This is a genomic window from Streptomyces sp. NBC_00045, from assembly GCF_045041095.1.
In the GTDB taxonomy this organism is placed as follows: domain Bacteria; phylum Actinomycetota; class Actinomycetes; order Streptomycetales; family Streptomycetaceae; genus Streptomyces.
In genome coordinates this window covers 224,132-236,672 of sequence record NZ_CP108271.1, presented here as the reverse complement: position 1 = coordinate 236,672, position 12,541 = coordinate 224,132, and the positions used below count along the sequence as shown (strand labels likewise).

General features: G+C 70.5%; 10 protein-coding genes and 2 pseudogenes. 7 read left to right on the top strand and 5 right to left on the bottom strand.

Annotated features, from left to right (window positions below):
- Nucleotides 1-1,084 precede the first annotated feature (1,084 nt).
- Nucleotides 1,085-2,581 (bottom strand): IMP dehydrogenase, encoded by a 1,497-nt coding sequence (locus OHA65_RS01315; RefSeq protein WP_405760822.1) that lies wholly within the window; start codon nucleotides 2,579-2,581, stop codon nucleotides 1,085-1,087.
- 278 nt (nucleotides 2,582-2,859) lie between these two features.
- Here OHA65_RS01315 and OHA65_RS01310 point away from each other — a divergent pair, with 278 nt between their 5' ends.
- On the top strand, nucleotides 2,860-4,017 hold the full coding sequence (locus OHA65_RS01310) for a magnesium and cobalt transport protein CorA (protein WP_405760819.1): 1,158 nt from the start codon (nucleotides 2,860-2,862) through the stop codon (nucleotides 4,015-4,017).
- A 388-nt stretch (nucleotides 4,018-4,405) separates the two neighbouring features.
- On the opposite strand, the gene OHA65_RS01305 is transcribed toward OHA65_RS01310, so the two are convergent.
- Nucleotides 4,406-5,389 (bottom strand): GNAT family N-acetyltransferase, encoded by a 984-nt coding sequence (locus OHA65_RS01305; protein ID WP_405760817.1) that lies wholly within the window; start codon nucleotides 5,387-5,389, stop codon nucleotides 4,406-4,408.
- Between the two features lie 42 nt (nucleotides 5,390-5,431).
- A pseudogene (locus OHA65_RS01300) lies at nucleotides 5,432-5,932 on the bottom strand (transposase); the annotation flags it as partial.
- 148 nt (nucleotides 5,933-6,080) lie between these two features.
- Here OHA65_RS01300 and OHA65_RS01295 point away from each other — a divergent pair.
- The 4 genes and pseudogenes from OHA65_RS01295 (at nucleotide 6,081) to OHA65_RS01280 (ending at nucleotide 8,049) form a co-directional block, all read left to right on the top strand.
- Nucleotides 6,081-6,569, top strand: a complete 489-nt coding sequence (locus tag OHA65_RS01295; protein ID WP_328761157.1) for a GNAT family N-acetyltransferase — start codon at nucleotides 6,081-6,083, stop codon at nucleotides 6,567-6,569.
- The gene (locus OHA65_RS01290; protein WP_405760815.1) at nucleotides 6,566-7,324 is read left to right on the top strand and encodes a hypothetical protein; all 759 of its coding nucleotides are present in this window, start codon (nucleotides 6,566-6,568) and stop codon (nucleotides 7,322-7,324) included. Before OHA65_RS01295 ends, OHA65_RS01290 begins: the two co-directional genes overlap by 4 nt.
- 62 nt (nucleotides 7,325-7,386) lie before the next feature.
- Nucleotides 7,387-7,817 (top strand): annotated as a pseudogene (locus OHA65_RS01285) (GNAT family N-acetyltransferase); the annotation flags it as partial.
- Nucleotides 7,818-7,866: 49 nt separating this feature from the next.
- Nucleotides 7,867-8,049, top strand: coding sequence for a hypothetical protein (locus OHA65_RS01280; protein WP_405763491.1), 183 nt, complete (start codon nucleotides 7,867-7,869; stop codon nucleotides 8,047-8,049).
- Nucleotides 8,050-8,269: 220 nt separating this feature from the next.
- Here the strand turns inward: OHA65_RS01280 and OHA65_RS01275 are convergent, their stop codons facing one another.
- A complete protein-coding gene (locus OHA65_RS01275; RefSeq protein ID WP_405760812.1) occupies nucleotides 8,270-9,715 on the bottom strand; it encodes an RICIN domain-containing protein in 1,446 nt (481 codons plus the stop codon).
- 762 nt (nucleotides 9,716-10,477) lie between these two features.
- The gene (locus tag OHA65_RS01270; RefSeq protein WP_405760810.1) at nucleotides 10,478-10,861 is read right to left on the bottom strand and encodes a winged helix-turn-helix transcriptional regulator; all 384 of its coding nucleotides are present in this window, start codon (nucleotides 10,859-10,861) and stop codon (nucleotides 10,478-10,480) included.
- A 92-nt stretch (nucleotides 10,862-10,953) separates the two neighbouring features.
- Between OHA65_RS01270 and OHA65_RS01265 the strand changes: the two genes are divergently transcribed.
- Nucleotides 10,954-11,793 (top strand): SDR family oxidoreductase, encoded by an 840-nt coding sequence (locus tag OHA65_RS01265; RefSeq protein ID WP_405760807.1) that lies wholly within the window; start codon nucleotides 10,954-10,956, stop codon nucleotides 11,791-11,793.
- Between the two features lie 312 nt (nucleotides 11,794-12,105).
- Nucleotides 12,106-12,504 (top strand): hypothetical protein, encoded by a 399-nt coding sequence (locus OHA65_RS01260; RefSeq protein WP_327281177.1) that lies wholly within the window; start codon nucleotides 12,106-12,108, stop codon nucleotides 12,502-12,504.
- The last annotated feature ends 37 nt before the right edge of the window (nucleotides 12,505-12,541 follow it).

The window sequence follows — 12,541 nt, the reverse complement described above, 5'->3', positions numbered from 1 at the left end:
CTGCGCCTGGAGCCCCCGAAGACTGTGGGCGCGGGGGCGTCGTAGAGGACGGCGAAGGCCTGTACGTCGACGTGGGCGACCCCCTGTAGACCGAGGCGAGGTCACTGCGGCCGGGGCCGGCGGGGCGTCCGGGGCCGAAGGGTACAGGCTGACTCATCGGCAACGCCCCCGCCGGCCGTGGCGGGGGAGCGTGTCCATCGCATCGCATGCCAGTCCTCGGGAGGTCGTTTCGCCAGCCGTTCCGGCCTGCCCACCCGGTGACCCGCCGGCCGCACGGCTCGGGGCGCGCCTTCGGCGTGATCGGGCCGTGCCGGACGGTTCGGCTGTGGCTGGCTGTCGGCACAGCAACCCACAGCGCCCGTGTGCGGCGGGTCTCGCGACCACCCGTAACGGCGTCGGCGCCGCTGCCGGCCCGGTCAGGGCGATGCGGTCCTCGCCGGTGGCCAGGTCGGCGAGGAAGCGGCGCCGGGCCAGGGCCTGTTCGGTTTCAACTTCATCGGAATCCGGCGTCGCTGGTGCCCGCGTAGCCTTCGAACAGGTGAATGGACTGGCGGCGGTGCTGCAGGGCCCGACGATGGCTCCGCCGGGGCGGCGCGCGATGAACCAGGCGAGCCTGCGGCGGACTGCCGGGTGGTCAGGCGGAAGCGGCGCCCGCCGACGTCCGGCACGAGGTCGTGCCGGCCCCGGGTGGTGCAGTAGTCGTTGGTCCAGGTGACGTACGCGGCCAAGTGCTTGTTGGTGGTGTAGTACCCGGCGACGCGGTCGGTCTGCTCGGCAACCTGGTGCCGGGCGGCGCTGGGAAGCGGTGCGAACAGGAAGTCCTGCCCGGGCGGCTGAAGCCGCTCCAGGACGGCGACGGCGCGGGCCACCGGGGCGGTGACGACCGGTCGCTGGTGTCCCTTCGGGGCCTCGCCCTTGAAGGCCAGGCCGTGCGGGTGGTGGCGGTAGATGCGCCCGATGGGGTCGCGCTGGACGGTGACGCCGGCGCGGCGCAGGTGCTCGGTTACTGGCGGAGGGGATATTCCGACCGTGCACCATTCCCCCTCCAGCCAGTAGCCAGTAGCCGGTGGCTCTATGCAGCCTCTCAGACGACGGTCGCCGGGGTGTCCCGCACGGTGACGTTGGCGTGGCTCTCTTGGAAGCTCTGGTCGGAGACCAGGGTCAGCCTGGCCGTGGACTGGAACTCCGGAAGAGTGGTGGAGCCGCAGGACACCATCGTGGTCTTGAGCTTGGCGATGGTCAGGGCGAGCCCTTCGTTGAGGTCGCCGGCGTAGGGGACGTAGCCGTCGACGCCTTCCTCGAAGATCAGCCCCTGGCCGCCCTGTCCGTAGCGTTGCCAGTTGCGGGCACGGTTCGAGCCCTCGCCCCAGTACTCCTTCACGAAGCCGTCCCGGGTGGGGAGCTTCGCGCCGGCCGCCTGGTCGAACCGGGCGAAGTAACGCCCCATCATGACGAAGTCGGCTCCCATCGCCAGCGCTAGGGCCACGTGGTAATCGTGCACCAGGCCGCCGTCGGAGCAGATCGGCACGTACTCGCCGGTGCGATCGCGGAACGCGTCCCGGGCCGCGGCGACGTCCAGTACCGCGCTGGCCTGGCCGCGGCCGATGCCCTTCTGATCGCGGGTGATGCAGATGGAGCCGCCTCCCACGCCGACCTTGACGAAGTCCGCGCCGGCCTCGGCGAGGAAGGCGAACGCCTCTCCGTCGACCACGTTGCCGCCGCCGGTCGGGATCTCCGGGTAGTGCTTCTTCACCCAGGTCAGGGCTTGCGCCTGCCAGTCGCTGTAGCCGTCGGAGGAGTCGAAGCACAGGGCGTCCGCGCCTGCCTCCAGCAGCGCGGGGACGCGCTCTTGGTAGTCGTGGGTGTTGATGCCCGCGCCCACGCGCAGGCGCTTGGCGGTGTCCACGGCCTGGTTCGGGAAGCGCTTGGTGTCCGCGTAGTCGGACCGGAACACCAGATACTGCAGGTGGCCCTCGGCGTCCAGCACCGGGAGGCAGTCCAGCCGCTGGTCCCACAGCCGAGCGTTGGCCTCGGAGAGCGTGGTGTCGGCCCCTGCGTGGGGCAGGTCGGCGACGGCGGTCATACGACCGCTCACCGGCCCGTCGAGGTCGTGGCGCTGGGGGTGGAAGTCACGGGAGGTCACCAGACCGAGCAGCCGGCCGGTGGCGGTGCCGTCGTGGGTGACCGCGGCGGTGCTGTGACCGGTGCGCTGCATGACGGCGACCAGATGGCTCAGGCTGTCGTCGGGGCGGACGTTGGTGTCGCTGGTGACGAACCCGGCCTTGAAGTTCTTCACCTGGCGGACGGCTGCGGCCTGGTCCTGGATCGACTGGTTGTGGTGCAGGAAGCTCAGGCCGCCGTTGCGCGCGAGCGTGATCGCGAGTTCCGGTGTGCTGACGGCCTGCATGATCGCGGACGTGAACGGGGAGCCGAGTTCGATCGCCGACCGCTCACCGACGACGTGCCGCACCAGGGGCGTGCGCAGGTCGACCGTCGCGGGCGAGCAGTCGGTCCGGGTCCGGTTCGGCAAGAGCAGAAACTCGTTGAACGTCCTTGAGACTTCGGCGATGACCTGTGCCACTCGTTCCTCCTGGCCCGTCGACCGGGGCCCGACTGCCCGGCCGTGAAGACCGCCCCGTGTCCCAAGGCCCCGGGCAGGAAGGTGCCGGCATTGCAGCTGTGGAGGTGCCACGAACTGCGGCAGAGCCCTGACCAGCCCGTGTCGAACCGGGTGCGGTCGTGACCTGACACCCTATCGATTGCCCCGCCGCTGCACGAATCTCGTCCACTTCATCGGCGATCGCCGGTCGCGGGTGGCTCCTCCTGGTCCTCGGTCCGAGCTGCGAGGTACTCGGCCCAGTGATCAGTGCGCCGCACGCCTCGACGACGTGCACCAACCATCCGATCAGCGCCTACACCAGCTGGCCGACTGCGGTGTCTCCCGCCACACGGAGGGCGCAGGACGACGAGAGCCGGCTGCGGGCGCATGAAATGGGGCTGGTGAAGCATGCGCGGGAGATGGAATGTGTCATCTACCACCAGGGCTCGGGCCGGTCGGAGCATGTGGAGTGCGAGCTGCCGGACGACGCCTGTCAGTATGCCCTCAAGCGGTTGCGGAGCTTGGGCGACGGTGAGTTCGCCTGGGTCCGGCTGGCAGACCCCTCCGAAGGCGCACTGCTCCAGCTGGCCGAGGAGCTGGGCCTGCACCCGTTGGCCGTCGAGGACGCGCTCCATGGACGCCAGCGTCCGAAGTACGAGCGCTTTGGCGACGTGATGGCCGTCGCGCTGAAGACCCTCCGGTATGTGGAGGAAGAAACGGCGGTGGAGACCGGCGACATCATGATGTTCGTAGGACCCCGCAGCGTTCTCACCGTGAGCCACGGAACGATCGATCCCTGCACCGAGGCCGCCCGCCGGCTGGACGCCGATCCGGACATGCTGAGCCATGGCCCCTGGGGGGTGCTGCACGCCGTGCTGGATGTCGCCGTCGACGCGTACAGCGACGCCGCCCGAAGGGTGCGCGCCACGCTCAACCGGCTTGAGGACGAGGTGTTCTCGACGTCCCGCGTCGACCACACCGAGAGCATCTACTCCCTCAAGCGGGAAGTACGCGAGTTCCGTGACGCCGTTCAGCCGCTCGTTCCGGTGGTCCAAGGCCTGCTGTCCGGCGGCCCGGCCGAGAAGGACCGCCAGCCGAAGATCGCACCGTACATCCGTGACGTCGCCGATCACCTGCACCGCACGGACATCGAGGTGCGGACCCTGGACGAACTGCTGGACTCGGCACTCGGTGCGCAGCAGGCTCGCGTGGGCACCTGGCAGAACGACGACATGCGACGCATCTCCGCGTGGGCGGCGATCTTCGCGATCCCCACGATGGTCGCCGGCGTCTACGGCATGAACTTCGAGCACATGCCGGAACTCGGCTGGGCCTACGGCTACCCGCTCGCCTTGGGCCTCATGGCACTTGCGGCAGGCGCCCTCTACCGCGCCTTCCGCCGCAACGGCTGGCTGTAGAAGCCGGCACCAGGAGCCGCCCCAGCCGCGCCGCCCTCTGCCCTGACGTCGCGTTGCGGCAAGCCGCCGCCGGCTCGCAGGCAGGCAACCCTCCGGATCTGTTCACCATCGAACCAGCCCCTCCGTTCTGAACGGGCACACGAGCGCGAGCCCGGTGGCCGCGGGCTCCGCGCTGCTGACGACGGGAGCATGCCACCGGCGCACACCGGCGCACACCGGCCCGCTGCCCGCGACCCGCCCATCGACGTGTGACGAAGACCGGCGCCGCACGTTCCCCACCCCCGGGGCGGGATCACGCCCATCCCATGCAACGCTCTGTCAACTGCGTGCGCTGACCGCGGCATTGTCACGTTCTGTGGACTGCCCGGACAGCCCAATGACCGGTCGGTCAAGCAAGCGGCTTGCGGTATCGGACGTACTCGTTCTGCCGCCGGAACCCCACACTCTCGTAAAGATCGTAGGACCGGTGCGGATTCGCCGTGCCTGTGAACAGCCGGGCGGTCGTTGCCCCCTGCTCGCGCAGGCTTCGCAGCCCGTCCAGCAGCAGGGCCCGACCGATTCCGAGGCGGCGCTGGTCCGTCCGGACACTCAGCTCTTCGACCTCGCCCACGGTGTGGTCGTGACGGCGGATGGAGCAGAGGGCGACGCCGACCATGTCCTGCCCGTGCCATGCAGCCCTCCAGCAGGCCGGGTCGGCGGTGTCGACGAAGTCCTGGAAAGGCCAGTTCTGATGGAGACCGGTGTCTGCATAGGAATCGACGACCATCCTCCAGGCTGCGCGGTAGTGGCTTGGCCCGATCGGCCCGGTCCGTATCCCGGCCGGCAGTTCGCTGCCCGGCTCGGGCACCTGCTGCAGATCGCCCAGCTCCAGCTCGACCAGGCTGAAGACGCGTCGGTAGCCAGCTGCGAGCAGAAGCGCGGTGGCGTCCTGCTCGGAGGCCATGGCGTTCGCGCCGATCACTGCCGTCCGCGCCGTTCCATGCTGTTCGGCGAGCTGGCCGATCCGCTCTTCGGCCCAGCTCAGCATGGCTGAGCCGATGCCCTGGCCGCGATGCTCGGGCAAGAGGTAGCCGCGGTGCAGGTACAGCCACGTGTCGTCCCGCTCTAGCCACCACCGGATCGTCGTGTAGCCGACGACGCTCCCGTCGTGCACCACCAGGATCTGGTTCTTGGACGGCTCCTCCAGCTCGGCGGAGGCTTCGGCGACCTCAGCCGCTGTCGGGAGCCCTTCCACAACGGAACGGGCGTCGACCCGGTCCCGTTCGGCACACCCCAGCCGCACCGCGGCCATGGGGCCGTGGTCTTCGTCGCCGCGATACGGCCGGAACCCGAAGCCGACCGGAAGGTCCTGTCCTGGTGCGCCATCCGACATGGCCGGATCATCTCGAACTTCGAGACGGGTTCGCCACCCCATTCATGCCGCGGTCGTCTGCGGCCGTTCGACGAGCTGGCCTCCTTCGAAGCGGGCTCCGGTCCGGACCAGGGGGACGAGGTGGGGTGCGTTCACGGCCCGCCACCACTCCTGGGCGGACTCGACGAGCTCGAAGACCATGGCGAGCGCGGCCGCCGCGCTGCCGGCGTCCTTGGTCACCTCGGTCCGCAAGCGGACCGAGGCGAAGGTGGATTCGATGTCGCCGTCGCCGGTGGTCAGGACGGGCGCGCGCATGCCGCGGCGCCGGCAGTCGCGCAGCAGGTCAGCACAGGAGTCGGATGATTCGCGGTAGCCGTCGTTCATCGTGATCAGCTCCTCGGTGCCGTCCGCGCGCACGCCCATCAGCACGAGCACGCAGGACTTGGCCTCGCGCAAGCGGATGCGCAGGTGGATGGCGTCGGCCCAGACGTAGACGTAGTCGCTGCCGTACAGGTCGCGCTCGCCGAACGCGGCGTGGTCAGACTGCCATTGCTGGGTCAGACGGGGTCGCCGCCGACAGGCCGGCGGCCTCGGTAGCGAGCGCGAGCCCCTTGCGGCTGACGTCGGGGCCGGTCCGAAACCCCTTGGACGGCACGGGGACCGGCTTGCTGAAATGGGAGACGGTCGCTGTTGGAGTCGAAGGGATGCGGCGATGACCGAGATCAGGCTGCACCTGTCGGTGCGCGGCCTCACCGAAGCGGACCTGCCGTCCTGCAGTTGGGCCGGCTCCGCCAAGCACGTGCGCGAGCTCGTCCACCAGATCCGCCGCGCCGAGGCGGGCGAGATCGACTACCTGGCGGTGTGCACGCCGGTCGGGCTCCCGGTGGCGGTCGGCGGCGTCGACTACACGGTCAAGCCCGGCGCCGGCACGCTCTGGCAACTCGGCGTCCACCCAGCCCTGCAGTCCTGCGGGATCGGCACGCTGCTGATCCGCTCCGCCGAGCAGCGGATCGGCGCCCGGGGCCTGACCCGCGCAGAACTCGGCGTCGAGGAGAGCAACCCGCGCGCCCGCGCCCTCTACGAACGTCTGGGCTACCGGGCCTTCAGTCGCGAGCTCGACTCCTGGGACGTGGAGGCCGAGGACGGCTCGCTCCAGCGGTACGAGACGATGTGCACGCTGATGTGCAAGGACCTGGCGTGACGCTGGATTTCGCGGCGTTCGTCGCCGAGGCGACGGCCGACCCGGCCGTCGCCGGACTCGTCCTCAAGGGCTCCCGGGCCCACGACGGCATGACCACCCCTCACTCCGACCACGACCTCTACGTCATCCTCGCCGACGACGCCGACGACGACGCGGCGAGCGAGCTGGCTGCGCTCGACGGCTACCGCTCCGCGCGGCTCGACCTGGTCGTCACCACGCTCGAACGCTTCCGCCGGCCCGCCGACTGGGAGCGGTACGCCATCGCCCGCTCCCGGGTCCTCGTCGACCGCCGCGACGGGGAGGTCACCCGGATCGTCGCCGCGATGGGCCGGCTCGGCGCCGAGGACGCCTTCCGGTCCGTCGCCGCCCTGCTGGACGCCTACGCCAACTCCCTCTACCGCTCGGTCAAGAACCACCGCGATGGCAACCCGCTCGCCGGCCACCTCGACGCAGCCGCCGGTGTCGGATTCCTGCTCGACCTGCTCTTTGCCCTGGACCGCCGACCGCGCCCCTACAACAAGTACCTGGCCTGGGAGCTGGACCGCTTTCCGCTGCCCGGCTGGGACAGCGCCGCGCTGCTGGACATCGTCGCCCGGATCACCGCGACCGGCGAAGTGGCCCCACAGCAGGGGCTCTTCGCCCGGGTCGAGGCAGCTGCCCGGGCCGCCGGCCACGCGGCGGTGCTGGACGCCTGGGGCGAGGACCTGCGACTGATGCGGCCCCACCCGGACTCCCCGGCCCACCAGCCCTCCTGACCCGGGCCAACACTCGAATCAGGCAAAGCGGCTCAGAAGCCCTCTGAGACCATCTCGTTCTCGTGCGGGCGATCGACCAGTCGGGCATCGACGAAGCAACGCCACCTTCGAGACCACCGCCCGGCGGGCGTTCGACGCAGCCCGGCTGGCCGCCCACCGCCTGGTCGCCCTGGACCGAGCCGGCCGCGTGCTCGGCTGGGCCGCCGTGACCGCGGTCTCCGGCCGGTGCGCGTACGCCGGCGCCGTCGAACACTCCGTCTACGTCCCCCCCGACGCCCGCAGCCGCGGCGTCGGCCTCGCGCTGCCGACCGACGCGCTCGCCTCCACCGAGGCCGCCGGCATCTGGGCGGTGCAGTCCGGCGTCTTCCCCGAGAACACCACCGGTCTGGCCCTGCACCGGCGGGCCGGCTTCCGCGTCGTCGGCACCCGCGGACGCATCGGCCGCCACCACGGCACCCGGCGCGACGTCGTCCTCGTCGAACGCCGCAGCCCCGCGTCACCTGACCTGTCCCGCCCCCCCGGGAACGTGCGCGGACCGCGCGGTGCCAGGCGCCGGGGCTGCGGTGGTGGTCGCGGTGGCCGGCGGCCAGGACGTGGCGCAGTTCGGCGCGGTGTTCGAGCCGGTCGAGGAGGGCCAGGACGGCGGCCGGATCCAAGTCGCCGTAGACGTCGTGGAAGTTCGCCGGAGGCCGCGCAAGAGTGCCGGGTGCAGGCGGGAGCCGTAGCGCGGTCCGGTACGCCGGTTCCTTCACGGACGCGCGCACCGGCCCCGAGCCCTCCAGGACCCGCCGTACCCGCCGCACCCGCCGCACCAGAGCCTCCGACGGAGCGGTCACCCAGAGCGAGTAGGTGGCGGCCTCGGTCTCCCGCTCCGCCGCCTGCATGTCCATGCGGAAAGCACGACACCATCCGGGAGATTGATCGGCCGGGTGGTGTCGGGTTCCGTCAGCGGGTCGGGCAGACGTCCTGGGTGACCTTGCCGGCCTTGCCGCCGGTCGTCGCGGGGTCCAGGGTCAGGCACTTGCCGGTCCACTGGTTGATGAAGTAGTAGGCGCGCCTGCCGCCGTACTGGTCTGCCGGCATGATCTCCCAGAGCTGGTTGCCCGAGAACCACCGGCCCTCGCACGGCCACCAAAACAGCTGCGTGCCGTTGGCGGGTGGCGTGCCGCCGTTCCACGGCATGGTGAGGCAGTAGCCGTTGCCCGCCTTGATCCAGTAGTAGCCCTTGCCGTCGTAGGGCGGCAGGGTGCCCGCCCACTGCTGGCTGCTGGGCGCCGGGCTCGCACAGGCCCGCTGCGTCACCACGCCGCCCGAGCCGTCGGGGAAGTCCTCGCCGCGCACCATGCAGCGGTTCGGGGCGGTGGTCTCGTAGGTCTGCCCGATGAACTGCTTGTTCGAGGTGACGGTCCACAGTGCCGGGTGCGGCGGGAAGATGTGGGCGTTGCGGTTGAGCTCGTTGACCACGGACATCGGGGTGACGCCACCGGTGTCGCTCTGCTCGTAGAAGTTCACCGCGACGTAGTTCGGGTTACGGCCCGCGGCGGGACGGCAGTCCTTGTCGATGCGGTTCTTCAGGGCCGAGCCGTTGTCGCCCGGCGCCTTGGCCTCGGGGTTCAACACGCTGGAGTCGAACTGGTTCATGGTGAACAGCGGCGTCAGGGCCGTGCCGGGCATGGGGTTCTGCCCCACCGGGTTGCTGTTGCGCGATGCGCAGCCGCTGGGCCGGCCGTCGTAGTCGTAGAGCGTCTCCACCGTACGGTTCCAGGTGTACATGAGGCGCCCGTATTCCTTGCTCCCGTCACTGGACTTGATCGGGACGTCATCTCCCCACTTGTCCTGGAAGACCACGAGGCGGCGGTTGTCGGAGACCATGTCGCGCAGCCGCGGCCAGTTCCGCTTGTCGATGTCGTACTGGTTGGGTGAGAACAGCAGGTTCTTCGCGTTCTTGGCCTCCAGCACGTCGGAGACCGCCTCCGTGAGCGACGCGCGGCTGGCGTAGTTCTCCAGGAAGACCGTGACCACTTCGTCCGGGTGGGCCTTGAGGAAGTCCACCACCGTGCCGAGCCCGCTGCGAAAGCTTTCGAAGCAGGCGAACGTGGAGTGGCACATCATCAGGTCGACGTTGCCCTCCTGGTCGTAGGCGATGTCGTAGGTGTCGAGCATCAGCCCGCGCACGCCGTCGTCGAGCTGCCGGGAGATGTTGCGCGACTGGTTCCGCGGCGGCAACGCCCCCGAGTTGGCGTAGGAGTTGTGGGTGGTCAGCGAAGACCACTGGTCGAGGCGGGCGTCTCCGTACTTGCTCCCGGACGCCGCCACCGCGGGCGTCGGGGTGGGCAGCATCGCGGCCAGGAAGAGCAGCGAAAGGACGGGTAGGGACAGCCTTCGCAGCACGCGGAAGCCTCTTGCAAGCATGTCGTTCCCCAGGGTCAAGACGGTCGTTGGAACCGGAGCGGGCGTGCGGCACCGGTTGCCGGACGGCGGTGTGGGCGGCCCGGGGCACCGTGATGCCCGGCGGACCGGCCGCCGCCGTCCGTTCCACGTCGAGCCAACACGGCGGACACGGGGCAGGACCATGCGGTTCCACCGGCAGAAGTAGGCCCCGGCCAACTTCTGCCGGACGGGGCCGCAGCCCCGGGGCCCTGCCCGGCGCCCGTACGAGAGGCCGGCCCGGGGCCCCAGGGGGCGCTCGCGACGACCGGCTGGGAGGTCAGACCCAGGGCGTGGTTGTCCCTGCCGTCCCGCATGTGGTCGAGCCAGCGTTCGTACCAGGCGAAAGTCCGGCGCCGAGGAGACGGTGGGGCGCTATCCGGCGACCGTCCGCGGCGAGCGGGGCGGGGCGGTCACCGGCCGTGGCGACGTGCGCTTCTTGCACCAGCGGTTCGGGGAGCCTGTCGGCGACGGGCAGTCCGTGCCACCCGCGACCGCACCCGTCAGAGCAGAACAGTGCGCGGAGCCGCTCGTCCGCGGCTGCGAGTACCGCGCCAGTGGCCGGAACGCCTCGCGGCGTTCGTCGACAGGGGTAAGGCTCGCGATCTTGCCCGGTTGAGGGCCGGGCGGTCCGCGGGTGATCAGAACCGCGGGCGTGTGGGTGGGGCGCAGCCGGCGCGACCCACGCTCATTGCTCCGGGCAGCCGTTCCGCCGACCTGTTGCGCTCAGCCGGTCCGTGGCGGACGTTGGCTGGGCGGCAGCCGCTGTGTGATCCGGTCGAACAAGTCCGTCAATGGCTCGGCGACGTCCTGGCCGAACTCGGTCACCCCGTAGGTGACTTGGGGAGGCGTCGTCGGCTCGACCTCCCGCCAGACCAGGCCGTCCTGGACCAGTGCGCGCAGTGTCTGAGCGAGCATCTTCTCGCTGATGCCCTGAATGCTGTCGCGCAGCTCGAAAAAGCGAAGGTTGTTGCTCCGCAAGGAGATCAGAACCCAGATGCCCCACCTGCTGGTCACGTGGTCGACCATGTCGCGTGCGGGGCAGTCGGTGTGAAACACCTCATACGGTTTGGTTGCTTCGGCCTGCGTCAGCTGCGCGCCTTCCTTCATGTCCGGAGCTTACCTCTGGGTATGTCCTTACGGAAAGTAAGTCCGTCTCCTAGCGTCAGTTGTCACAGCGCACTACTGACCAGGAGTTGAACATGATCGTGGTGACCGGGGCTACCGGGAATGTGGGCCGGCCTTTGACGCAGGCCCTGGCAGAGGCGGGCGAACAGGTGACAGCGGTGTCGCGGCACGCGGCGGCGGTACCGGACGGGGTCCGGCACGTGCCGGCCGACTTGGCCGAGCCGCATGCTCTCGCCGCCGTATTGGAGGGCGCGAAGGCGCTGTTCCTCCTGCTGTCCGGCGACCTGCACGCCCCCGAAGCCAGGCCGACCGAAGTGATCGACCTGGCTGTGGCCAGCGGGGTCCGCCGGGTCGTCCTCCTGTCCTCGCAGGGCGTGGCCACCAGGCCGCTCGGCCCGTCGCGGATCGCGATGCGTGCGGTGGAGGACGCGTTGAGGGAGTCAGGCCTGGACTGGGCTGTCCTGCGACCGGGTGGCTTCGCCTCCAACGCACTGGCCTGGGCGGAGTCCGTCCGCACGCAAGGGACGGTCGCCGCGCCCTTCGGCGATGTCGGGGTTCCGATCGTAGATCCGGCGGATATCGCCGAGGTCGCGGCGGCCTGCCTGCTGGACGACCGGCATACCGCCGGAGTCTTCGAGCTGACCGGGCCCGAGGTGATCACGCCGCGCCAGCAGGCGGAAGCCATCGCCGCCTCGCTCGGAGCGCCGGTGCGCTTCCACGAACTCACCCGCGAGGAGGCCAAGGCCGCGATGACCCAGTTCGTTCTGCCGGAGCTCGCCGACGACACCCTGGACATCATCGCCGCCCCGAACGCCGCCGAACTGCGGATCAGCCCGGACGTGGAACGGGTCCTCGGCCGCGGCCCGCGCCCCTTCAACAGCTGGGTAGCCCGTAGCATCGCTGCCTTTCGCTGAGCCACAACTCGGCTGAATCGGCCGGGCAGCCTCGCGCGACAGTGACTGCAGGATCCGGGTCACGGGGGCGGGGTCGGCGTGCCACTCGCGTCCCCCTCGCTCGGGTGAGTCGAAGGCGATCGGCCGCCGGCCGCGGCCGACCGCCTTGCGGCGGGTCGGAGGAGTCCTCCTGTCCTGCGGTGCGCCGGCGTCGGGCGCCGCCTGCCGGCCCGGAGGGCTGCATCGATGGCGCGCGTGGCTGCGCTGGAGGTGCCCTGTCGGCGTGCGGGTCGGCGGGTGTGTACTGGGGGCTTGCCGCATCGAGGGGGAAGCATGCCGCACACGCCAGATCCGGGAGCACCCGAGCCAGCGCACGAGGAGGAGCCCTGGCTGAACGGTCGGGAGGTCGCCGAGCTGTGGCCGGTGCGTGAGGACTGGCTGCCGGGCGCCGCTGGTCGTGCCGACGTCCGCGTCCGCCAGTTCGGCGGGGAGAGCCGGGGCACTTATGGGGCGGCGCCGACCTATTACTCCTATCACCCCGGGGACGTGCGGCGGGCCGCGACGGCTATCGCCGAAGGTCGCGTCGACATCCCGTCGGTCTGGCGCACCGACACTCCCGATGGTCGGCGGGCGGAGTACTGGAGCAGGTTCCGGTTCCGTCTCACCTGCGCGGTCGTCTTGGCACTGGTCCTCCTCGTTCTGGGTTTGGCGGTCTATGCCGCGGTGTCCTGAACCCTGAGTTGGCGGCGTGGATCTGGCCCTCGGAGTG